Below are 21525 nucleotides of genomic sequence, written 5' to 3' on the forward strand. Positions count from 1 at the left end.
CCGTACGACCTCACGGTCCGGGAGGTTTAAGCTCCCTGCGTCTGCCATTCCGCCATCCGGGCGCGCGGGAGTGAGCCGCACGGGCACAGCGTATCTGGTCTGGCGGACAGACCGTGCCGGTCGCGGGGGCGCAGGGGAGCATGCGGGGCGGACGGCGCGGAGCGCATCGCCTCTGGAACGTCGGCTTCTTGGGGTCTGGGGACGACTTGGCTTGGACTGGGCTTGCCTGGACGCGGGCCATGTCGGATCGGCTTGGCGGCGTTCGCGCTGCTGTGCCGCCGCCTAGTGCTGGCGCTGTCTGTTTGGCAGTCCGATTGTCTGCTCGGCTGCTTGTTCTCGCGACTGCCGTTGGTTCGTTCGGTTGCCCGCGCGTGCCGCTTGCTCTCGCTACGCGACGGCGCGTTGCTCTGGCTACGCGAAGGCGCGGCCTGCGCGGCGCACGTCGTGCTCGTGGATGATCGCAGTGGCGAAACCGTGCGACAGGTTGTACTCGGCCCGCAACCAGTTAACGCGCTCCTCGAAGCGCAGCAGGGCCGGCCCGGCGTCGACCTCGTGGAACCAGTCAGTGAGGGCGCGGCCCGTGGCGTCGGGCAGGCGGGCGAGCAGGTTCCGATGGGTCTGTTCCGAGTGATGCAGCGACATTGGGCGTCTCCCGGTGGTGCGGCTGAGGGTGGAATGGGGTGGACGGCTGCCAGGTGCTGTCGGGCGGATTGTTGTGCTCCGGGCCCTTTCCGGGGGCCTCGTGCGAAGGAGGAGCCGGCGATGCGCGTAACCGCTCCGTGACATCGACTTTGCCTGACCGCGAAGGCTGAGGCAACCCCTCGAGGGCTAGTTCTTTTCTTGCTTTTGTCGTCTGATGTTGGACGAGATGTTGCCGTCCGTCGGGGTGGTCCCGGCGAGCCCCGGCTGATGGGGTCTCGTGCCTTTCTCTTTCCCTGGTGTGCGGCACGGCAGTCCGAGGGCATAGCCTGGGCAGGTGATCGATACCGACCACCGCACCGAACTGCTGGCCGAAGCCGTCAGCCGCCTGGCGTCCCTGTTCCGCTCGCTGCCTCAGTCCAAACTCCTCCGCTCGCTACCGGACGGGCGGTCGCGCGCCGCGGCTGGTCACGAGGCTGCTGTGCTCCTCGCGCGCGCCGGGCAGGGGGTGGAGGAGCGTGCTTCTGGGGTGCCCTTGTGGAGGGACGTTCCGTTCGACGGCGTGTTTGTGGTGGGGGATCAGATCGCGGTCACCGGGCACGACTTGGTCGTCGGGCTGCGCGGCGTCGACGCGGATGAGCCGGTGTGGGGGCCCGACGGGCGGAGGGTGCCCGCCGGGGCCGTCGCCGACATGGTGCTGCGCGAGGTGGGGGAGTTAAGGGCGGCGATGTGATCCGTGCGGACCGACGCGAGTCCCGTCCGTCGGTCTGGGCGTTCGGGTCGGTGGGTCCGTCGGCTAGGACAGGCGCTCGAGGATCATGGCCATGCCCTGACCTCCGCCGACGCACATCGTCTCCAGGCCGATCTGCTTGTCGTGCCACTGGAGCGAGTTCAGCAGCGTCGTGGTGATGCGGGCGCCGGTCATGCCGAACGGGTGACCCACCGCGATCGCGCCGCCGTTGACGTTCAAGCGGTCGATGTCGATGCCGAGGTCCCGGTAGGACGGGATGACCTGCGCCGCGAACGCCTCGTTGATCTCGACGAGGTCGATGTCGCCGATTGACATCCCCGCACGGGCAAGCGCCTGCTGGCTGGACTCGACCGGGCCGAGGCCCATGATCTCGGGCGAGAGCGCGGTGACGCCGGTCGAGACGATGCGGGCCAGCGGGGTGATGCCGAGCTCGCGGGCCTTGGTGTCGGACATGACCACGACCGCCGCGGCGCCGTCGTTCAGCGGGCAGCAGTTGCCCGCGGTCACCGTTCCGTCGGGGCGGAACACCGGATTGAGCGCTTCGACGCCCTCCATCGTGACGCCCGGACGCGGGCCGTCGTCCGCCGCGACTGTTCTGCCGTCGGGCAGCGTGACGGGCGTGATCTCCCTTGCCCAGAACCCGTCGGCGATGGCCTTCTCGGCGAGGTTCTGCGATCGCACGCCGAACTCGTCCTGCTCGCGCCGGGTGATTCCCTTGATCTGCGCGAGGTTCTCGGCGGTCTGGCCCATCGCGATGTAGACGTCGGGGACAGCGCCCTCGGTCCGCGGATCGGTCCAGATCGGTGCACCGGCCTCGGCGCGCGCCACGGTGCGGGCCTTGGCATCGGTGAACAGCGGGTTCTCGGTGTCCGGCAGCGTGTCGGAGTTGCCGAGGTTGTAGCTGGAGACCGATTCGACGCCCGCGGAGATGAACACGTCGCCCTCGCCCGCCTTGATCGCGTGCATCGCCATCCGCGTGGTCTGAAGCGAGGACGAGCAGTAGCGGGTGATTGTCGTACCGGGCAGGTGGTCGTAGCCGAGCAGGACCGCCACCACGCGGCCCATGTTGAAGCCCGAGGCGCCGCCGGGCAGGCCACAGCCGAGCATGAGGTCGTCGATCTCGCGCGGGTCGAGTTGGGGGACCTTGTCGAGGGCCGCGCGCACGGCGGTGACGGCCAGGTCGTCGGGACGCAATTCCTTCAGCGAACCCTTGAACGCGCGGCCGATCGGCGTGCGCGCAGTGGCGACGATCACTGCGTCAGGCATGGGGAAGCTCCTTAGTGCACAGCGTGCTGACTACGGTGTCTCTCCTGACGCTACCGGATAAGTTACTGGCCGGTAAGCGTGGGCACCGCCGCGACCGTCTGCGCAGGGCTTTGCACCGGACGATCGAGATTCCACACGGCGGCTGCGAGCGCGGGCAGCACGGCTGCCGCGGCGGTCGCATAGCCCTCGGCTGACGGGTGGAAGCGGTCAGGGCCGAACAGTTCAGAACGTGCGTCGAACTCCGGGCCGAGCAGGGCGCCTATGGGTACGGAGCGGCCGCCCGCCCCGTACACGGCGCGGGCCTGCGCCATCGCGAGACGTCGGCTCCAGCGGCGCACCAGCCAGCGCAGCGGCGGCTGGATCGGTCGGATCGTGCCCAGGTCAGGACAGGTGCCTACGACGACCTCGCAGCCCGCCTCGCGCAGCCGGGCGACCGCGTCGCTCAGGTGTGCGACGGATTCGGTGATCGGCATGCGGTGTGTGATGTCGTTCGCGCCGATCATGATCGTGGCGACCTGCGGCGCCGCGTCGGGGCCGTCCGCGAGGAGGGTGTCGATCTGCTCGGAGAGCCGGTCCGAGCGGGCACCGACTCGGGCGACGTTGGCGAGCAGCACTTGGCGTCCCGAGTGCGCTGCGAGGGCGGCCGCGAGCAGGGCGCCAGGGGTCTGCTCCGCCGTCTCTACCCCGTATCCGGCCGCCGTGGAGTCCCCGAGCATGGCGAAGCGCAGCGGGCGGTGCTCCAGCTCGGGGGCCGGCCGGGGCGCGCGCGGGTTGCGCCCGAACAGTCCGTCGGCCCGCGGCGGCACCTCGACCGCGTGCCCGATCGCCCGCCTGGCCAGCTTCGCCTCAGCCATCACCAGGCCGATCGACGCCCCGGTCAGCACGGTTAAGCCGCCCCCGCCCATTGCCGCCGCGGCGACCACCCGTTTCGCGTTCAGCAGCGCCATCCGGTCATCCCTCCTCCTCAAGGCTCCGCCCCGACGACCGCCCCGCCCCCGGGTTGATCCAAGTAAGCCCCAGAGTAGGAAGATACCCGGTACCGGTTGACGAATGGCGGACAAACGCCCTCCACCACATAACCTGGTGGCATCGCCTATAAGTCCTCTCGCCGCCCACGAAGCGGCCGCCCGAAAGGCCCAGGATGCGTTACGTCGAGTCCGTCGTCGACCTGGTCGGCAATACTCCGCTGGTCAAGCTGAACTCGGTCACCCAGGGTCTCGCCGCCACCGTGCTGGCCAAGGTGGAGTACCTCAATCCCGGAGGCTCGGTCAAGGACCGGATCGCCTTGAGGATGATCGAAGCAGCCGAAGCTTCAGGTGAGCTAAAACGCGGCGGCACGATCGTTGAACCGACCAGCGGGAACACCGGCGTCGGGCTGGCCATGGTCGCGCAGCGCAGGGGCTACAAGTGCGTCTTCGTCTGCCCTGACAAGGTCTCCCAGGACAAGATCAACGTGCTGCGGGCGTACGGCGCGGAGGTGGTCGTATGCCCGACGGCGGTCGCCCCGGAGCACCCTGACTCGTACTACAACGTGTCGAATCGGCTGGTGAGCGAGATCCCGGGGGCGTGGAAGCCGGACCAGTACTCCAATCCGAACAATCCACTGTCGCACTATCACTCGACCGGCCCCGAGATCTGGGAGCAGACGGACGGGCGGGTCACGGCGTTCGTGACCGGCGTCGGCACCGGCGGGACGATCAGCGGGACGGGCAGATACCTCAAGGAGGTGTCCGGCGGACGAGTGAAGATCATCGGCGCGGACCCCGAGGGTTCGGTCTATTCCGGCGGCACGGGGCGGCCGTACCTGGTGGAGGGCGTAGGAGAGGACTTCTGGCCCGACTGCTACGACCCGAGTGTGACCGACGAGGTCATCGCGGTGTCGGACAAGGACTCGTTCACCATGACCCGGCGGCTGGCCCGCGAGGAGGGGCTGCTGGTCGGCGGGTCCTGCGGGATGGCCGTCGTCGCCGCCCTGCGCTACGCCGAACGGCTTACGGCCGATGATGTGGTGGTCGTCCTGCTGCCGGACTCCGGGAGGGGCTACCTGTCGAAGATCTTCAATGACGACTGGATGGCGGACTACGGCTTCCTGACCCCGTCCAGCGCCGAGGCCTCGGTCGCGGACGTGCTGGCGGGCAAGGGCGAGACGCTGCCGGACCTGGTCCACATGCACCCGCACGAAACGGTCGGCCAGGCGATCGCGACCCTGCGCGAGTACGGGGTCAGCCAGATGCCGCTGGTCAAGGAGGAGCCGCCGGTGATGGCGGCGGAGATCGTCGGCTCGATCGTGGAGCGCGATCTGCTCGACGCGCTGTTCGTCGGCCGCGCGCGACTGGAGGACCCGCTCGAGGACCACAAGTCCGCACCGCTGCCGCAGGTGGGCTCTGGCGAGCCGATCAGCGCCCTAATGGCGGTGCTGGAGAAGGCGGACGCGGCGGTGGTGCTGATCGAGGGCAAGCCGCGGACGGTGGTCTCGCGTCAGGACCTGCTGGCCTTTCTCGCCAGCGGGAAAGGCGGACGCGCTTAGGGCTTAAGGCTCAGGGCTCGGGTTTAAGTCCGCACCCCAGCGCGACGGAGCGCGCCTCAGCGTGCGGGAACGCTTGTCGAGTAACCGGAGTCCGGAATCGCGCCCCGGCCGGTCCGCAGCACGAGCAGCGGCCGGCCGGAAGCGACCCGCCAGGACTCTGTGACGTTGAGCGCGATGAGGATCGCGGTCAGGGCACTGAGCGTCGCGAGCAGCGGCACGTATGGGCCGATGACTGCGACTAGCGCCGCGAGCAGTCCGGCGACAAGGCGCAATACGCCGATTCCGCCGAACATGCGCATACGCGTGTAGCAGAACGTGAGTACGTAGAGCGCCGTGCCGATGCCGAGGAAGTATGCGTGGACGCCTGAGGGTGTGGCGGTCGGGGTCCGCACGGCCTGTGCGAGCCCGGCGGCGATCAGGATCAGGCCGGTCACCATTGCCAGGTGGCCGTGGCTGAACACTGACCGCACCAGCGTCGACTGGATGCGAGCGCCACGCAGCGCGTGCTCGAGCGCCGGGGCCCCGAAGTGGAAGTAGGTCCACCAGAGCGCGCAGGTCAGGATGAACGCCAGGACCAGGGCGGTCAGCGCGACGCCGCCGAGCCCTTGGCGCGACTCCTGCACTCCGACGCCGACCAACACCTCGCCGAGAGCGATGATGACGAACAAGCCGAATCGCTCCGGCAGGTGCGCTGCGTCGAAGCGCAGTCCGTCGAGGCGGCGGCCGAGCAGCGTGGGATTGACCAGTTCGATCATCGCGACGGCGAGCCAGATCCAGCCGCGGGTGGGCAACGGCGTCAGCGCGCCGATCAAGAGCAGCGGTGCGCTGACGGTAGTCGAGAGGACGTACGGGTTGAGCCAGCCGGGAAAGAAGCCCCGACGGGTGATCGCCCACACGAGCAGCGCCCTGATGGCGAAGTAGGCCACTGCGAAGTCCACGCCGCGTGAGCCGTACGCGTCGGGGACGGAGATCGACATCACGAAGGCGAAAAGGCCGATCGCGAACACCTTCAGGTGGCGCCTGGCACCGACCAGCTCGACCCCGTTGTACAGGATCGAGACGCCCACCCACGCCCACCAGAAGGGCACGAACAGCACCAGCGCGCGCCCGACCTCCGTCGCCGACCGTGCCGTCTGCGCCGCCGCGGCGACCTGGGTGACCGCGAAGACGAACACGAGGTCGAAGTAGAGCTCGGCCCAGCTGACGCGCTGGCCGTGCGAGGCGGCGGAAAGGCCGTCGCCTGATTCGGGGCGCGCGTCGCTCATCGGTGCGTCGGTGTGCAGCCCGGCGTCGCTCACGCTCGCACAGTAGCCCACCAGGTCACTGGGGTGCGCGGTGAGGATTCGCGTTCGGTGTCCTTGACGACCGTGGCGGTCTCGCGGGCGACCGATTTGTAAACGGGACCCAGCTTATGAAGCCGCTGAGTCACGTCCTCGAAGCCGCTGTTTTTCTAGACTGGCCGCCGTTAGTCTGCGCGTAACAAGCGACCTGCAATCTGCTGGCCGCGTATCGACGAACAAGCGAATAGAGGGGGGCAATGGTGCGACACGCGCGAATGCTGGCGCTGGCGGGGACGCTTGCCGCCGTCATGGCGGTCACCGGACCGGCCGCGGCGGAATCGGCCGCCGGACACGACCGCGACACCCATCTGCCGCGGTTCGACTACTACCTCGCGCTCGGCGACTCGCTCGCCGCCGGCGTGCAGCCCAACGCGAGCGGCCAGAGCGTCATCACGTCGCAGGGCTATGCGTCTGACATCGCCGCCGATCTCCAGCGCCGGGACGACGACCTGAAGTTCGTGAACCTGGCCTGCCCCGGCGAGTCCACCGACACGATGCTGCACGGCGGCTGCCCGGCTCCGCACGCGTACGCAGACCAGACCGATGCGGCCGTCGCGTTCCTTAAGGCGCACGAACACGCGCGGATCCTGGTGACCGTCGACATCGGCGCGAACGATGTGGACGGCTGCCTGAGCCAAGGCATCGACCAGACGTGCGTCGCCCAGGGCCTCAACGACGTCGCCGCCAACCTGCCGCAGATCCTTGCGAAGCTCAAGGGCGCGGCCGGCCCGCGCACGACCTTCGCCGCGATGAACTACTACGACCCCTTCCTCGCCGAATGGCTTACCGGCCCCGCAGGACAGCCGGTCGCCACCGCGTCCGTGAAGCTCGGTGAGACGCTGAACGACACGATCGGCGACGTGTACAAAGCGTTCCGCGTCCCGGTCGCCGACGTCTCAGGCCGCTTCGACACGGAGGACTTCACTCCGCTGGTGCCCCTGACGCCCACGGTCGAGGTCCCGCTGAACGTCGCCCGGATCTGCCAGTGGACCTGGATGTGCGCTCCGGCGCCGGTCGGACCCAACATTCACGCGAACGCGACGGGCTACGAGGAGATCGCCGACACATTCGACGCCGTGTTGGGTCGCTGATCCGTACCGGGCCGCGAGTCGATAGCGTCTCTGCGCTACCGGGGATCGTGGCCCGGCAACTCTTCGGATGGACACGTCGCCTCGAGGTCCCCTACGGCGTGCCAAGAGGAGCAGAGTCCTCCGCCTCAACATCGCTGGGATGCCTGCATGATCGCGCGGTGGCCGCCCGCGTGCCCGACCATCTCATCGCACACTGCGACCGCACACGTCAGATCACGAACTGAGGCTGCCGTATCAGCTGCCCCTTCCCGAACGCGGGTTCCAGTCCGGTTCTTGATCGTAGTCGCGCCGGCCCTGGCAGAGACAGGTCTACGGCGACGTCAGCAGCCGCTGGCCGGGGCTCTCGGCAGACATGTCCTGGCTGACGGAACCCCCTGATATGGTCCGCTCGCAGTGTTCTGCAGGAACAGGAGGGGGATTATGTCGGACGGGAACCGCAACACCTACCTCGACCAGGTCATGGCCCAGCAGGAGCAGCTCGAGTCCGATCTGCGCTCCAAGCGCGCCACGGCCCCGGCGCCCCAGATGGCCGGCGCGGTGCCCATGCCTGCGCCGCTGCCTGGGGCCGCGCCCATGCCGAAGGCGGTAGGCCCGGCGCGCAGCGCGGCCGCGGCCGGGGCCAGGCGTTCGCGGTCGCTCCAGGAGCACTTCGGTGCGGAACAGGATGCCGCCCATAACGGCGTCGAGGTGCGCATCACCGGCGTGGGCCGCTGGAAGACGGTCCTGGTGCCGCCCAACGCGTTCGTGGTCCACACCCGCCGCGGCAAGGCCGAGCCGCTGCACGTCGGTCTCGGGGTGTCGTTCCGCTACAACCCGCAGACCGACGCCTTCCTGGCCGTTCCCGGCGCGATGCAGACGATCCTGCTCAACGCCTTCTGCATTTGCCGCGAGTTGCAGGGCGTGCTGGTCCAGGCCTACGTGCAGTGGATCATCCACGATTTCTCGACCGCCTACCGCAAGCTCGACTTCAGCGACCCCGCCGAGCCGATGCGCCTGGTCAACCTGCAGCTCAAGGAGCAGGCCGAGGCCGCGATCAAGGACAAGGTCGCCACCATGAGCGTGCACGAGGTGCTCAGCGACCGCCAGCCGATCATCGAGGAGCTGACCGCCCGGCTGCGCGCGGTCGCGGAGGGCGAGGGCGCCGGCGGCTCCGGTGAGGGACTCGGCCTGCGCATCGTGACTGTGCAGATCAAGGAGGCGGTGGTCAGCTCGGCGCGGCTGTGGGAGAACCTGCAGAAGCCGTTCCGCGCTGAGCAGGGGCGCCTGGCCGCCCTCGCCGAACTCGCCGCCGACGGCGCGGTCACCGAGAGCCGCATGGCCGAGACCCGGCGCCAGGAGACCCGCCGGCTGGCGGACGAGCGCGACCTGGCCGAGCTGCGGTCCCGCAACGAGGCCGCGGCCTTCGACCGGGAGGCCGCCGAGCAAGCCCGGCGTGAGCAGCAGGCGCAGGAGAACCAGCGGGAGGCGGCCGAGGCCCGCAACCAGACCCACCTGCACGCGCTGAACCTCGAGCGGGAGCGCCACGAGCAGGAGGGCGAGATGGCGCGCCTGCGGATCGGGCAGGAGCAGGAGCTCGGCCGGCTGCGGCTGGAGGCCGAACTCGCCGCGGCGCGGGCCCGGGTGCAGGCCGACCATGAGCGCGCGATGCTCGAGCTCGAGCGGGAACAGATCCGCGCCGAGATCGGGAACGCGCGTTCGGCGGCCAGCCTCCAGGCCGAGCTGATCGGCGCCCTGCCGCAGATCGCCGAGAGGCTGCCGGCGCCGGCCGAGTACAAGGCCGTCAACCTCGGCGGGCACGACTCCGCTTCGCTGGCCGGGCTGGTCGCGCAGCTGACGGCGGTCGTGCAGGCGCTCAAGCCCGGACTCTGATCGATTCGGCGTCCGGCGTGTCGCATTTGTCCAAGACGGCACGCCGGACCGCTCCGTGACGCCGGAAACCGTGACGTACCTTCAAAGTCAGTGGGCCGCGCCGCAGCCGGCCCCTGACACAGCGCCTTGCCAGGGGAGCGGGGACCAGACTTTGCGCACCTCGGCGTCGGTGTCGACGACGCGGTGGATGGTCTTCACGCCCGGTCTACTTCGGGTCGTTGGAGGCGACGCGCTGGTAGTCGGTGAAGACGACTGGCCCGTCGACCAACTCCGGCCGGTAGACCTCCTCGAACCGCCGCACCGCGTCCGACGCGCCGTGCGTCTGGTGCGCGGCCTCGTCCTCGAAGATGAACAGGTGGACGAACTTGGTCGGGTCGTCCTGCTGCTGCCAGGCTGAGTACATCCGGGTGCCCGGTTCGTGGTCGGTGACATAGGCGACGAAGGTCTCAATCGCTGCCAAAACCTTGGGCACGGCGGACTCTTTTACCTGGTAGTGGGCGGTCTGGTAGATCGGCATGGTCGGCTCCCTGGTCTGCCGGACGCAGTCATCGTTCAACGAGTTCATTGAATATTGGCGCCCGGCTATAGTCAACAACATGCTTGAAGATCCGGCGCTCGACCGCACCTACGCCGCCCTCGCCGATCCGACGCGCCGCGCGCTGATCGTGGCTTTGCGCGCGGGCGGCGCAAGGATCACCGACCTGGCCGCGCCGTTCCCGATGACCTTCGCCGGGGTCTCCCGGCACGTCGGTGTCCTCGAGGCGGCCGGGCTGGTGCAGCGCGAGAGACGCGGACGCGAGCACTGGGTCGCGCTGCGGCCGGACGCCCTGGAGACGGCCGAGCGGTGGATCCGCGAACAGACCGAGTTCTGGTCTTCGCGCGCCGACGCCCTCGCGGCCCGCCTGGAGCGCAGCCGAAGGGAGCCAGAGGCATGACCGATACCTCTCCCGTCGTGGTTGTGCGCACGACGCTGCCCGCGCCGCCGAACGTTGTCTACGACGAGTGGCTGGACCCTGAAGCGTTGACGGAGTGGATGTGTCCGCGCCCGGCCCGCTGCCTCAGGGTGGCCTTGGATCCGCAGGTCGGCGGGGAGCTGCGCATCGACATCGAGGACGAGGGCGAGCAGTTCTTCGTCAGCGGCACTTTCCTCGCCTTGGACCGACCGCGGCTGCTGCGCTTCACCTGGTCTTGCTCCCTCTGGCCGGATCCGGACCTGGTGACCACGGTCTCGGTGCACCTGGATCCGCAGGGGAACGGGGACACCCTGATGACGATCCGGCATGCGATGCTGCCTCCTGACGTGCGCATCCGCCACGAGCACGGCTGGGCGAAGATCGCCGACCAGCTCGCGGACGGACTCGCAGCGTCCGCGACCGTGAGCAACGAGTCTTCCCGGGAACCGCACGCAGGTGCTCGCAATCGTCGATGAGCGGGCGGGTAATGCCTCGCGCATCGAGGACTGCAAGGTCACCGCCCGCGGTTCGACCCGCCCCGTCAGCATCCGCGCCAGCGGAGCGGACAGCAGCGGGATACCAGCGGCAGATGCGCCACGACGCGCACCAACTACACCGTAGAAGTTCTGTGGTGGCGGTGCCGGCCGACCGCCCGCCAGTGTGCCACGCCCGCGCAGCACCCAGACCGAGGAGAGCCCTACCGATGAGCGCACCGGTCCAGCTGCCCGGGTTCCTGCAGACCCTCGCTCCGGTGCTCGACCGCTGGGGCTACCTGGCCGTCGCGTTCCTGCTGTTCGTCGAGGACTTCGGCGTGCCCGCCCCGGGCGAGACGGTCCTGATCGCCGCGTCCGCCTACGCCGGGGCCGGGCGGCTGAACATCGTAGCCGTGGGCGTCGTCGCCTTCGCCGCGGCAATGCTCGGTGACAACACCGGCTACGCCATCGGCCACTTCGGCGGGCGCGCCCTCGTGCTGCGCTATGGCCGCTACGTCCGGCTGACCGAAGAGCGGCTGAGCAAAGCAGAGAGCTTCTTCACCCGACGCGGCGGCGCCATCGTGGCCTTCGCCCGGTTCATCGAAGGACTGCGCCAAGCCAACGGCATCGTCGCGGGCACCACCGGCATGCACTGGCGCAAGTTCGTGCTCTTCAACGCCCTCGGCGCCGTTCTGTGGGTCGGCACCTGGACCAGCGTCGGCTACCTGGCCGGCGGCCATATCGAAACCATCTACCGGCAAGTCGGCCGCTACTCCCTCTACCTGCTCGCCTCCGCAGCCGTGATCGTCATCGTGCTGATTGTCGTCCGCCACCGACGCCGCCGAAACCAGCGCCCGCCAGGGCCGAGTTAGGGGGCTGTAACATCGCCCCCGCCAGTCTGTCCACTTCAGGCGCGGTGTCTGAAAAAGGGGGGCTGAAGTCCGGGGACCACCTCGCGATCTCAATCCGATGTGATCGCGTCCAGTGCCGCGGTCAGAGTTTGCAGAGCAGTCAGCACCTGCTGAAATCCCTCGGTGCCGAGCTGTCCGGCGAGTTGCTGCGCCATCGCCCGGTGCGCCGGGCCGATCCGGGCCAGCGCGGCCCGGCCGTCTTCAGTGAGCACCAGCAGTTTGGCGCGGGCGTGAGCGGGGTTCGGCTGGTACTCGGCCAAGCGCTTGTCGACCAGGAGGTCGGCGATGCGCTGCACGCTTTGGCGGGTGATGCCCATCGCTCGGGCGATCCCGGCGACCGGCAGCGGCCCGCCCACCACCGCGCCGAGCACCTGCCACCAGGCCGCGGTCAGGCCCGCCGGCCGGGCCAGCTTCTCAGAGACCTCCAGCAGCTGTCCGTTGAGCCGGAAGACCGTGAGTGCGGTACCCGATAGCAGTTGCGCTGGATCGGTCGGTGGGCTGCTCACTGTGCGCCCGCCGCCATCAGAACCGGGAACGCGCTCGCGTCGGAGTGCGCGAACAAGCGGTACCAGGCGTCGAGTACCTCGGGGCTGTACACATCGAGCAGCGCCAGTACTTCGCGGGCGAACTCGATCGGGTTGGTGGGGCCGGCGGTGATGAGGTTGCGGTCGGTGACGGCGGCGGCCTCACGATAGTGCGCGCCACCGGCGTAGCCCGAGGCGGCCAAGTAGGCGGCCGCGCCACTGGTGTGGTCCCGATCGTCCAATAGTCCTTCGCGGGCAAGGCCGAGGGTAGCGCCGCAGATCGCCGCGATCGGCACCCCGGATTCCAAGAACTGCCGGGCGGCCCTGGCAAATCGCGCGTTACCGCTGGGCTCGTTCCAGTTGCTGGCTCCGGGCAGGATCAGCATGGCCGAATCGGCCGGGTCAAGCTCGTCAAGCACCACGTCGGGCAGGATCCGCATACCGCCGACGGTGGTGACCGGCTCGCTGCTCTGCGCGACGGTCACCACGTCATAGCGGCCGGGGGAGTGCTGGTAGGCGGCGGATCGAATATGGGCGATTGTGTGCCCGACCTCCCAGTCGGCAAGCGTGTCGTACACGGCCACGTGAACAATCTTCAGCTCGATCATGGACAGCATTCTGTCAATTGGACAGGCTACTGTTAATTTTGGTTAAGGTGCGCTAGGCGATTCCGGCCGCGGCGAGGGCTTGCAGCAGGGAGGCGGGTGCGGCGTCGGTGAAGGCGTTCGGCCACTTCAGCCGATGGCAGCCGTCGAGTTCTAGCGCGACGGTGAGTATGTCCGGACCGACGAGTTCCGCGAACCGAGTGGCGGGAGTCGCGCAGATGGGGACAGCCGTGTCGGACGCCTGGTTGAGCGCTGCGTCTATTGCAGCCTGCTGTGACGCTGTCAGCTTGACGCCGTGGGTGAACGCGCCGACCGCGCCCTGTACGCCGGAGGACGTCTCGGCCGCTCCGTGGGTCGAGGGCTCGGCGTAGACACACACCGTCGTCGGAGAGACGTTTTCGGAGGGGTGCTCTTTGCTCCACGGGAGCGGAGCCGGGCCCACAAGCGGCAGTTCGAACAGGTCCTTGTAAGACGACTCGCAGCCGGTGTCGGACTCTTCCTGGGTCTGGACCTGAACCACCATCTGGTCGGCCTCAGCGCGCCAGGGCAGCGCATTCAGTGCTATCAGGACCTGCTCAAACGGCACCCCGCACCCGTCTTCGGGCAGCTTCGGACGCACGACCACCCCGCCCGCGTCGACCAGGGCGAAGTTCGGCCGCACGAAGCCCACGGCGGTGCAGATGCCTTGGGTGCTCGGCGCGGAGGGGAGTTTCAGTGCCGCGAGCAGCGGCGCGAGGCCTGAATCGGCGACGTCGGCCTCGTCGGCCTGCCACACACCGTTGCCTGGCACCGTGCGCAGCTCCGAACTGCACCGCACGGCTTTGACCGGGTGGAAACCGGCGGGAAGTGGGACGTCGACCCGGTCGGTGCTCAGCTTCTGCACGGCGGGGTCGGTCGATGTGGCAGGACATCGGTCGCCGAGCCCGAACGCCGAGGGCTGATTCGACTGATCCGACTGGCCAGTATTGCCCGGCTGGCCCGTGGTGGCGCGGGAAAAGCCACCCGGGGGCGGGCCGGAGCTCGCCGTCTGGCAGGCGGTCAGGCCAGTCAGCGCCGCCAGTGCCGCCGGGATGAGAAAGCTGATTCGGAGACCTCTGCGCATGTGCCCCGCCCTCCCGTGAAGGCCCCGTGATCGGGAGCCAGTGCACCTTGGACGGGGCGCGGGAGCGGCAGGTTCCCCTCAGGGCTCGACGACCGTGCGCATCAGACGATCGGGCCGGCCTCCTCGAGGGGGATCTCCTTCAGACCGGACCGCTCTCTGATGATCTCCGCGACAGCCGACGGGTCGTCCGGCGTGATGAACGGGCTCACCCGGCTGCCGACGCCGAGAACGATCCCGATCTGCTTGCCCGGCCTGCCGGGGTCGAGACTCGCCCAGTAGCGCAGATTCGCCGTGCCCCAGATGCGGCCCTTGCCGCGCAGCGCACTAAGTCGCACGCGCCGAGCCGAGCGGATCGCCGAGTACGGGATCTCCTTGTGCCCCCAGAGGTAGTACCAGCGGATCTCGATCCCGTCCTCGGTACAGGTGATCCATCGGTCGCGATACAGGTCTGCCATACCCACATCATTCCCCGGGGCTACGGGAGCTCGAACGGAGACACGCCGCTGCGGCTAGACGCGCGATGACGGAGCGTAGCCGCCCGGTGATGGGCGCCTAAAACGATCACGCCGCGCGGGTTGGCCTGCCCTAGGGCTTTGACCTGGGCTAACGGCCGCTCTCTTAAACTACTTCCTCAGAGTATACCCTCAGTGTATTCTCGGATCGTGAGCGTTCCTCTGACCCTGCTCGGGCTGCTTGATCGGCAGCCCAGCCACGGATACGACCTCAAGCGGCTCTACGACGAGTTCTTCGGACGGGACAAGCCGCTGCCCTTCGGGCAGGTGTACGCGACCCTGGGCCGGCTGGCCCGGGACGGGAAGGTGACGGCCGGGGAGGCCGAGCCGGGCGGCGGGCCGGAGCGCCGGCGCTACTCCATCACCGAGACGGGGCGCGACGAGGTCGAGTCCTGGCTGGCCAACCCCGCCGAGCCGGAGCCGCACCTGCAGTCCGTGCTGTTCGCCAAAGTCGTGCTCGCACTGATGCTCGGCCGCGACGCCGCGCACTATCTCGACACCCAGCGCGCAGCGCACATGCGGCGGATGCGCGAGCTGACCGAGGTGCGCCGGACCGGGACGAAGGTCGAGATGCTGCTGGCCGACTACGGCCTTTTCCACCTGGAAGCCGATCTCCGCTGGATCGATGTCACCGAGGCGCGACTGGGCGCTCTGAAAGAGATGGTGCGCCTCTGATGAACGAGAGTCCTGAGACGATGATGCATTCACAGGCCGCCCCCGCCACCACGGTCACTTCGGCTTCGGCTTCGGCTTCGGCTGCCGAGGCCGAGGCCGAGGCCGAGGCCGCGCCGGTTTCCCGCGGCACTCTGCTGGAGACCAGGGGCGTGTACCGGTCCTTCGGTCAGACCCCTGCGCTTCGAGGCGCCGATCTCGCGGTCGGCGCCGGCGAGATCCTTGCCGTGATGGGCCCCAGCGGCTCGGGCAAGTCCACCCTGCTGCACTGTCTGGCGGGGATCTACACGCCGGACGCGGGCGAGGTGATCTTCGACGGCCGCCGTATCGACACCCTCAGCGACGCCGAGCGCACCGTGCTGCGCCGGACCAGCTTCGGGTTCGTCTTCCAGTTCGGTCAGCTCGTTCCCGAACTGACCACCGCGGACAACGTCGCGCTGCCGCTGCTGCTGAGCGGGGTGAAGCGCAAGGAGGCGTATCAGAAGGCCGCTTCGTGGCTGGATCGGCTGGGCTTGGCGGACCTCGGCGCCCGGCGCACCGGCGAGCTGTCCGGCGGCCAGGCGCAGCGGGTGGCCATAGCGCGCGCCCTCGCGCCACGGCCGCGCGTCGTCTTCGCCGACGAGCCCACCGGTTCGCTGGACTCGCTGACCGGCGAGCGGGTGATGGACCTGCTCATCGAGACCGCGCGCCAGGAGAACGCGACGGTGGTGCTCGTGACGCACGACGCGCGGGTCGCCGCCTACGCCGAGCGGATGGTCATGGTCCGCGACGGCAAAGTCATCGCCCCGGCCGAAACCGCGAGCGAGGTCGTGCGCTGATGTACCGCCTCGGATTACGCCTCACGCTGCGCAGCGGGAGGGAAGCGCTCACCCGGCTGCTGGTCACCATGGCCGCAGTTGCCGCGGGCGTCACCGTCCTGCTCTGCGTCCTCGCCGAGTTCCACGGCTTTCAGTACACGAACAGCCAGCCCTCCTGGCAGTCCACGCAGCCCATGGCCGCCGCCGGCGGGTCGAACTCGAACACCGAGCTTTGGAGCTACACCGCGGACGTCTTCGAGGGGCGCAGCATCCAGCGGCTCGACGTCGCCGCACTCGGCCCGGACGCGCCGGTTCCGCCCGGAATCAGCAGACTGCCGGGCCCGGGCGAGTACTACGCCTCGCCCGCTCTCACGGCCCTGATCGACTCCACGCCGCGCGACGAACTCGGCGACCGTTTCCCCGGCAGCGAGATCGGCACGATCGGCGACAAAGCCCTGACCGGCCCCGACGACCTCGTCGTGTTCGTCGGCTATCAGCCGAGCCAGCTCCAAAACCTGCCCTTCACCATTCGCGTGGACCGGATCGCCGCCGGCCCGCAGACGTCCGTGTGGACGAACTACTTCCGCTACGCCTTCGCGGTCGGCGCGGTCGCGTTCGTCTTCCCGATCCTCATCCTGATCGGCTCGGCGACCCGGCTCGCCGCCGCCCGCCGTGAGGAGCGCTACGCCGCGCTGCGGCTGGTCGGCGCCACGAACAGGCAGATCAACGTGATCGCCTCGGTCGACGCGACCGTCAGCGCCCTGTTCGGCGCGGTGCTCGGCATCGGGCTGTTCGAGCTGGTCCGACCGGTGCTGGCGGACCACTCGCCGACCGGCGCGCGCTACTTCGCCTACGCGGTGACGCCGACCGCGGCCGGCTATCTCGCGATGCTGATAGGCGTTCCGCTCGCCTCGGCCATCGCGGCCCTGATCTCGCTGCGCCGGGTGCGCATCTCCCCGCTCGGCGTCAGCCGCCGGCAGACGCCGCCCGCGCCGGGCATCGGCCGGATCTCCGTCCTGGTACTGGGCATCGCGCTGTTCATGCTCGGGATCGTGACGACTTCGCCCGAGAACATCGGCGCCGGCACCTATCCAGGACTGCTGCTGATCCTCATCGGGCTCGTCGTCGCCGGGCCGTGGCTGACCGCGCAGGCGGCGCGCCTGACCGCGGCGCTCGCCAGCGGTCCCGCGCCGCTGCTGGCCGCGCGTCGGCTCGCGGACAATCCGCGGGCCGCGTTCCGGTCCGTCAGCGGTCTGGTTCTCGCCGTGTTCCTCGGCAGCATGCTGGCCGGCCTGATGCCGACGGTCAATCGGACGACCGCGACGCCGAACGCCCAAGCGCTCTCCGACGTGCTGATCGACACGTTCACGCCCTCCGACGTCTGCGGCAACGAAGTCAACTGCGGCGGCGGTGGCGGCGGCCCGAATACCACGGGCGACATCGCCGGCCTGCCGCCCGCGACGAGCACCGCGCTCGTACACGGGTTGCAGGCGATTCAGGGTGCTGCCGTGGTACCGATCTACTCGCCGCCACAGATCGCCGTACAGCCGGGCAAGGGCGGTCCGCCCAGAGCTCCTGGCGGCGGCGGATCCGCGCAGCAGGGCGGCAACGTCAGCTCGGTTCCTCCCCCGACCGAGGACGGACCGGATCAGCAGGCCAACTCGGTCGTCGGCTGTGCGGCCCTCGCCCAGATCCCGGCGCTCGGCACGTGCGCTCCCGGGCGGACAGCGGTCCAGGCCGACACAAGCAACCTGACCACCGACAATCCCCTGTACAGCACCCGGCCCATCGTCACGTCGTCAAGCTCCTCAGCCTCGAACGACTTCAGCGCCCTGGATCTCCAGGCGGTGCTGGTGAAGGTGAACGACCCGGCCACGCTCGAACGCGTGCGCACGTATCTGGTCACGCATACGCCGATGTCCCTGTCCGGCCTCGCACCGAGAACGTTCGGCGAGGAGGTGGTGGTGCGTGAGACCGTCAGCACTGTCATCGACCGCATCATGAACGCCGCGGTCCTGCTGACGCTGCTGGTCGCCGGGGCAAGTCTGGCGGTCGCGGTCGGCGGCGGCCTGGTTGAGCGCAAGCGGCCGTTCACGCTGCTGCGGCTCAGCGGCACGTCGCCGTTGGTGCTGTACCGCGTGGTCGCGCTCGAGGCCGTGCTCCCGCTCGCCGCCGCGACGATCCTGGCCGCGGGCACCGGCTACGGCCTGGCCGTGCTGGCGGCGGTGAAGATCGCGCCGAGCGGTACGCCCGTGCCGACCCCGGGTGGCGCGTACTACGTCACGATGGGCGTCGGGCTGGTGGTCTCGCTCCTGGTCATCGCCTCCACACTGCCGTTCCTCGGTCGCATCACGAGAACGCAGAACGCGCGATTCGAATAGCCGAATTTCGGGTCACGCTGCGTGCCCGTAGCGCGAGTCTTCATGCATGCGGGCCGCGTCGTTGGCAGGGTTGCTCGCGCAGCGGAGATAGGGTGCGCGCATGAAGATCGGAGTGGGCGCACCGGTTTCGGGGGCGTGGGCGGGGCCGCAGGGTCTCGCCCACTTCTCGCGTCTGGCGGAAGAGCTCGGGTACGACTCGCTGTGGACCTTCCAGCGGTTGCTCGTGCCTGCGGACCATCCGGCCGAGCCGGTGTACCGCAGCGTCCTGGACCCGTTGCTCGCGTTGACATACGCCGCCGCGCACACCTCGCGCCTCCGGCTCGGTGTGGCGTTGGTGAACCTGCCGTTCGTCTCCCCGGTGTACCTCGCAAAGCAGGCGTCCACGCTCGACGTGCTCTCGGGCGGCCGGTTCGATCTGGGCCTGGGCGCCGGGTGGTCGCCGGTCGAATTCGCCGCGACGGGGGCCCCGACGCACCGGCGCGGGCCGCGCACCGCGGAGTACATCGCGGTGCTGAGGACGCTGTGGGCCGACGGCGTGAGCAGCTTCGACGGCGAGTTCTACACCGTGCCGCCGAGTCGCATGGACCCCAAGCCCGTCCAGCGGCCCGGGCCGCCGGTGCTGCTCGGCGGGAGCGTCCCCGCGGCGCTGTCGCGGGCCGGGCGCCTGGCGGACGGCTGGATGAGCCGCAGCGGTACGCAACTGTCGCGGATCGGCGAGGACATCGCGCTCGTCCGCGCGGCGGCCGAGGATGCAGGCCGCGACCCCGAGGCGCTTCGCATCGTCTGCCGCGGCGTCGTTCGGCCCGATCCGCTCGGCGAGGGAACGGCCGGTCCGGACGGCGAGCGGTTGCGGCTGTCCGGCTCGTTCGAGCAGATCCGCGACGACGCCGCGTGGCTGGCCGCGCAAGGCGTCACCGAGCTCTTCTACGACCTGAACTGGGATCCGCTGATCGGCCACCCCGACGTGGACCCGGCCGCGGCGACCGCATACGCCGAGGGGATCATCCGCGCGCTCGCGCCGTCCGCCGCTGCGTACTGATCGCGGCGCATCGCTCCGGCACAGCGCGATCTGCAGCGCATGAGGTCCGGCTGGGCGAATAATTGCTGCTCGTCACACCGCGCGGCGGGCTACCGTGGGGATGGTGGAGACGGACCAGAGCCTGGCGGCGGAGGTGATTCCGCAGGCGGTCGTACTCGTCGAGGGGATGAGCGACCGGTCGGCTCTGGAGGTGTTGGCCCGGCGGCGCGGCAGGGATCTCCATGCCGAGGGCGTCCACGTCCTGGCGATGAACGGCGCCACGAACATCGGCCATTACCTCGACCGGTACGGTCCGTCCGGACTCGACGTAAGAATCGCAGGGCTCTATGACAGCGCGGAGGAGCGCCACTTTCGTCGTGGACTCGCGCGCGTCGGCCTCTGCTCGGAGACGTCAGCCGTCGAAGGTGAACTGGAAGCGCACGGGTTCTTCGTCTGCTCGGCGGACCTGGAGGACGAGCTGATCCGAGCCGTCGGGGCCGAACAGGTCCTGGAGATCGTCGAGGCCGCGGGCGAGATCACCTCGTTCCACCGGTTGCAGCGCCAGCCGGCGTTGCGTGATCGCGGCCTGCACCATCAGCTGCGCCGCCTCATGGGAGGCCGGTCGGGTGGAAAGCAGCGGTACGCGCGCCTTATGGCAGAGGCCGTCGAGCTCGATCGGGTGCCACGGCCGCTTGCCGCAGTCCTCGACTACGTGTGAGTCACGCTACGCTCGGACCCATGGAACTCCACGTCGGCTGCGCGATGTGGACACATCCAGCCTGGCAGGCGCGCCATTTTCCCAACCCGCTGCCGCCAGCGGATCGCCTCCGCTCCTACGCGTCCTGGTGCAATGCGGTGGAGGGCAACACGACGTTCTACGCCACGCCGTCGCTGGACACGGTCAAGTCCTGGGCTGAGCAGACCGCGCCCGACTTTCGATTCCTGCTCAAGCTGCCAAGGCCGATCACCCATGAACGCCGCCTCACCGACGTCGACGACCTGCTGCGCGGCTTCCTCGCCGCCGTTGAACCGTTAGGCCCGCGCATTCACGCGCTGTGGATCCAATTGCCACCGTCGTTCATCCCGAACGGTCTTGGCACGCTGGCCGGGTTCCTGCGCCGGCTTCCAGGCGAATACCGGTATGCGGTGGAAGTCCGGCACAGGGCGTTCTTCGAGGACGCGCGGTGGGAGCAGAGCTTGGAGGAGATTCTCGGCAGCGTCGGCGCGGAGTGGGTCACGTTCGACACCGCCGTGCTGTTCGACGGCGAGCCGGTCAGTGACATGGAACGCGAGGCCTGGCGCAAGAAGCCGCGCGTGCCCCGGCGCACGAAAGCGCTCACAAACCATCCCGTCGTCCGCTACATCGGCCGCGACGACCCCGAGCGCACGGCCGAAGGCTGGCAGCCCTGGCTCGACACGGTCGTCGACTGGCTGCGCGAGGGCCGCTCCCCGACCATGTTCATCCACACCCCGGACAACGCCGACGCACTCGTCCTCGCCCGACGATTCCACGACGAGGTGCGCGCTCGCCTGCCACAGCTCGAACCCCTTCCGGAGCCCATTCCCGCAGGCCCGCCGACGCTTTTCTGAGCTTCGCTGCAAATCCGGACGTCGATCGTCCGTAATGGCAGGTAGCGTGCGCGGCATGGCAATCGCACGCTTCCCGAGCATCGTCATCGACTGTCCCGACGCTGGCGCCCTCGCGGCCTTCTACGGCGCAATGCTGGACTGGAAGGTCGAAGTCGCACCCGGCTGGGTCGAGATCCGAGCCGAGTACGGCCAGTGCATCTCCTTCCAAGAGGTGGAGGGCTACACCGCACCGAAATGGCCGGCTCAAGAGGTGCCGCAGCAGATGCACCTCGACGTCGTCGTCGACGATCTCGACGCCGCGGAGGCGGCGGTGCTCGAACTCGGCGCGACCCGGCACGAGCATCAGCCCGGCACGACCTTCCGGGTGTTCCTCGACCCGGCTGGGCACCCCTTCTGCCTCTGCCTGAACTGATCGACCGACCCAGACGAGCCAGCTGACATCACCTGGCTCTTCCTAGGCCTCAACGGCCACGTCCTTCACGAACCCCTGGACGAGGATGCCGC

The 21525-nt window shown here is 69.2% G+C and carries 23 protein-coding genes; 14 read left to right on the forward strand and 9 right to left on the reverse strand.

Annotated elements, in window-relative coordinates; translation table 11 throughout:
• Positions 1–411: 411 nt before the first annotated feature.
• Positions 412–642: a DUF4287 domain-containing protein gene (locus VGZ32_RS27095; RefSeq protein WP_326889052.1), complete on the reverse strand. Its 231-nt coding sequence runs from the start codon at positions 640–642 to the stop codon at positions 412–414.
• A 334-nt stretch (positions 643–976) separates the two neighbouring features.
• On the opposite strand from VGZ32_RS27095, the gene VGZ32_RS27100 reads away from it, so the two are divergent.
• Positions 977–1372, forward strand: coding sequence for a hypothetical protein (locus VGZ32_RS27100; protein WP_326889053.1), 396 nt, complete (start codon positions 977–979; stop codon positions 1370–1372).
• A gap of 63 nt (positions 1373–1435) precedes the next feature.
• On the opposite strand, the gene VGZ32_RS27105 is transcribed toward VGZ32_RS27100, so the two are convergent.
• Together VGZ32_RS27105 and VGZ32_RS27110 are read right to left on the reverse strand one after the other, a co-directional pair.
• Complete coding sequence (locus tag VGZ32_RS27105; protein ID WP_326889054.1) at positions 1436–2656, reverse strand: acetyl-CoA C-acetyltransferase; 1221 nt, start codon at positions 2654–2656, stop codon at positions 1436–1438.
• A gap of 62 nt (positions 2657–2718) precedes the next feature.
• Positions 2719–3603 carry an SGNH/GDSL hydrolase family protein gene (locus VGZ32_RS27110; RefSeq protein ID WP_326889056.1) on the reverse strand — a complete coding sequence of 295 codons (885 nt, stop codon included), beginning with the start codon at positions 3601–3603 and terminating at the stop codon, positions 2719–2721.
• A 194-nt stretch (positions 3604–3797) separates the two neighbouring features.
• Between VGZ32_RS27110 and VGZ32_RS27115 the strand changes: the two genes are divergently transcribed.
• The gene (locus VGZ32_RS27115; RefSeq protein ID WP_326889058.1) at positions 3798–5183 is read left to right on the forward strand and encodes a cystathionine beta-synthase; all 1386 of its coding nucleotides are present in this window, start codon (positions 3798–3800) and stop codon (positions 5181–5183) included.
• A 56-nt stretch (positions 5184–5239) separates the two neighbouring features.
• Here the strand turns inward: VGZ32_RS27115 and VGZ32_RS27120 are convergent, their stop codons facing one another.
• Positions 5240–6481 (reverse strand): low temperature requirement protein A, encoded by a 1242-nt coding sequence (locus VGZ32_RS27120; RefSeq protein ID WP_326889059.1) that lies wholly within the window; start codon positions 6479–6481, stop codon positions 5240–5242.
• A 239-nt stretch (positions 6482–6720) separates the two neighbouring features.
• On the opposite strand from VGZ32_RS27120, the gene VGZ32_RS27125 reads away from it, so the two are divergent.
• Positions 6721–7614 carry an SGNH/GDSL hydrolase family protein gene (locus tag VGZ32_RS27125; protein WP_326889060.1) on the forward strand — a complete coding sequence of 298 codons (894 nt, stop codon included), beginning with the start codon at positions 6721–6723 and terminating at the stop codon, positions 7612–7614.
• 420 nt (positions 7615–8034) lie between these two features.
• Positions 8035–9483: an SPFH domain-containing protein gene (locus VGZ32_RS27130; protein WP_326889061.1), complete on the forward strand. Its 1449-nt coding sequence runs from the start codon at positions 8035–8037 to the stop codon at positions 9481–9483.
• Positions 9484–9688: 205 nt separating this feature from the next.
• Here the strand turns inward: VGZ32_RS27130 and VGZ32_RS27135 are convergent, their stop codons facing one another.
• Positions 9689–10000, reverse strand: coding sequence for an antibiotic biosynthesis monooxygenase family protein (locus VGZ32_RS27135; protein ID WP_326889062.1), 312 nt, complete (start codon positions 9998–10000; stop codon positions 9689–9691).
• Between the two features lie 79 nt (positions 10001–10079).
• Here VGZ32_RS27135 and VGZ32_RS27140 point away from each other — a divergent pair, with 79 nt between their 5' ends.
• The 3 genes from VGZ32_RS27140 (at position 10080) to VGZ32_RS27150 (ending at position 11781) form a co-directional block, all read left to right on the forward strand.
• The gene (locus VGZ32_RS27140) at positions 10080–10418 is read left to right on the forward strand and encodes a metalloregulator ArsR/SmtB family transcription factor (protein ID WP_326889063.1); all 339 of its coding nucleotides are present in this window, start codon (positions 10080–10082) and stop codon (positions 10416–10418) included.
• Positions 10415–10912, forward strand: a complete 498-nt coding sequence (locus VGZ32_RS27145; protein ID WP_326889064.1) for an SRPBCC domain-containing protein — start codon at positions 10415–10417, stop codon at positions 10910–10912. Before VGZ32_RS27140 ends, VGZ32_RS27145 begins: the two co-directional genes overlap by 4 nt.
• A gap of 227 nt (positions 10913–11139) precedes the next feature.
• Positions 11140–11781 carry a DedA family protein gene (locus VGZ32_RS27150; protein ID WP_326889065.1) on the forward strand — a complete coding sequence of 214 codons (642 nt, stop codon included), beginning with the start codon at positions 11140–11142 and terminating at the stop codon, positions 11779–11781.
• Between the two features lie 89 nt (positions 11782–11870).
• Here VGZ32_RS27150 and VGZ32_RS27155 read toward each other — a convergent pair whose 3' ends face one another.
• The 4 genes from VGZ32_RS27155 to VGZ32_RS27170 form a co-directional block, all read right to left on the reverse strand.
• Positions 11871–12326, reverse strand: coding sequence for a MarR family winged helix-turn-helix transcriptional regulator (locus VGZ32_RS27155; protein ID WP_326889066.1), 456 nt, complete (start codon positions 12324–12326; stop codon positions 11871–11873).
• A complete protein-coding gene (locus tag VGZ32_RS27160; RefSeq protein ID WP_326889067.1) occupies positions 12323–12952 on the reverse strand; it encodes a DJ-1/PfpI family protein in 630 nt (209 codons plus the stop codon). The genes VGZ32_RS27155 and VGZ32_RS27160 overlap by 4 nt, the downstream gene beginning before the upstream one ends.
• A 52-nt stretch (positions 12953–13004) precedes the next feature.
• A complete protein-coding gene (locus tag VGZ32_RS27165; RefSeq protein WP_326889068.1) occupies positions 13005–14051 on the reverse strand; it encodes a hypothetical protein in 1047 nt (348 codons plus the stop codon).
• 101 nt (positions 14052–14152) lie between these two features.
• Positions 14153–14506, reverse strand: a complete 354-nt coding sequence (locus tag VGZ32_RS27170; RefSeq protein WP_326889069.1) for a hypothetical protein — start codon at positions 14504–14506, stop codon at positions 14153–14155.
• Positions 14507–14713: 207 nt separating this feature from the next.
• On the opposite strand from VGZ32_RS27170, the gene VGZ32_RS27175 reads away from it, so the two are divergent.
• The 7 genes from VGZ32_RS27175 (at position 14714) to VGZ32_RS27205 (ending at position 21433) form a co-directional block, all read left to right on the forward strand.
• On the forward strand, positions 14714–15238 hold the full coding sequence (locus VGZ32_RS27175) for a PadR family transcriptional regulator (protein WP_326889070.1): 525 nt from the start codon (positions 14714–14716) through the stop codon (positions 15236–15238).
• A complete protein-coding gene (locus tag VGZ32_RS27180) occupies positions 15238–16053 on the forward strand; it encodes an ABC transporter ATP-binding protein (protein WP_326889071.1) in 816 nt (271 codons plus the stop codon). The genes VGZ32_RS27175 and VGZ32_RS27180 overlap by 1 nt, the downstream gene beginning before the upstream one ends.
• Complete coding sequence (locus VGZ32_RS27185) at positions 16053–18413, forward strand: FtsX-like permease family protein (RefSeq protein WP_326889072.1); 2361 nt, start codon at positions 16053–16055, stop codon at positions 18411–18413. Before VGZ32_RS27180 ends, VGZ32_RS27185 begins: the two co-directional genes overlap by 1 nt.
• Positions 18414–18513: 100 nt before the next feature.
• Positions 18514–19452, forward strand: coding sequence for a TIGR03619 family F420-dependent LLM class oxidoreductase (locus VGZ32_RS27190; RefSeq protein WP_326889073.1), 939 nt, complete (start codon positions 18514–18516; stop codon positions 19450–19452).
• A 103-nt stretch (positions 19453–19555) separates the two neighbouring features.
• Positions 19556–20149 (forward strand): TOPRIM nucleotidyl transferase/hydrolase domain-containing protein, encoded by a 594-nt coding sequence (locus tag VGZ32_RS27195; RefSeq protein ID WP_326889074.1) that lies wholly within the window; start codon positions 19556–19558, stop codon positions 20147–20149.
• A 20-nt stretch (positions 20150–20169) separates the two neighbouring features.
• Complete coding sequence (locus VGZ32_RS27200) at positions 20170–21021, forward strand: DUF72 domain-containing protein (protein WP_326889075.1); 852 nt, start codon at positions 20170–20172, stop codon at positions 21019–21021.
• Between the two features lie 55 nt (positions 21022–21076).
• The gene (locus VGZ32_RS27205; protein WP_326889076.1) at positions 21077–21433 is read left to right on the forward strand and encodes a VOC family protein; all 357 of its coding nucleotides are present in this window, start codon (positions 21077–21079) and stop codon (positions 21431–21433) included.
• Positions 21434–21525: the final 92 nt, after the last annotated feature.

The organism is Actinocrinis sp. (assembly GCF_035938995.1).
GTDB lineage: Bacteria > Actinomycetota > Actinomycetes > Streptomycetales > Catenulisporaceae > DASZGI01.